This window comes from Candidatus Symbiothrix dinenymphae (assembly GCF_001431085.1).
The window spans coordinates 1-662 of sequence record NZ_BBRU01000203.1 but is presented as its reverse complement, the minus strand read 5'-3'; the positions used below and the strand labels follow the sequence as shown (position 1 = coordinate 662).

Annotated in this window: 1 protein-coding gene; it reads right to left on the bottom strand. The window is 52.4% G+C overall.

Going from position 1 to position 662, the window contains the following annotated elements:
• On the bottom strand, positions 1–662 hold a 662-nt coding region (locus ASC50_RS02870), incomplete at both ends, for a homocitrate synthase/isopropylmalate synthase family protein (protein ID WP_420885206.1).

Genomic DNA, 662 nt, shown 5'->3' with positions numbered 1-662 from the left:
CTGACTTCGATGCCCATGGCTTCGAGGTTTTTCTTGATGTTGGCTTTGCCGGAGGTTTTTCCCAGCGCATATTCACGTGCGCGACCGAAGCGTTCGGGCAGTAAGTCGTTGTAATACAGGTTGTTCTTGTTGTCACCATCGGCGTGAATGCCTGCACATTGGGTGAAAACGCTTTCGCCGATGACCGGCTTGTTGTTGGGGATGCGCACGCCCGAATAGGACTCCACAATGCGGCTGACGGTGTTCAGTTGCTCCTCGGCAATGTTCGTTTTTAACTCCATCTGGTCGTGCAGCATGGCAATGACACTTGCCAGAGGTGCATTGCCCGCCCGTTCGCCAAGCCCGTTGACAGTGGTGTGAATACCCTGAACGCCCGCATGAACGGCTGCAAAAACATTGCCAACGGCTAAATCGTAGTCGTTGTGCGCGTGATAATCGAAATGCAGCCGGGGATATTTCGCAAGCATTTGTCGGCAAAATTCGCCCGTGCTGATGGGGTTCAAAATGCCCAGCGTGTCGGGAAGCATGAAGCGTTTGATGTTCGTATCGCGCAGATTATCAATGAGATAGAAGACGTATTCGGGCGAGTTCAGCATCCCGTTTGACCAGTCTTCCAGATAGATGTTGATAGCGATACCGCGTTGTGCGGCGGTTTTCAAAAC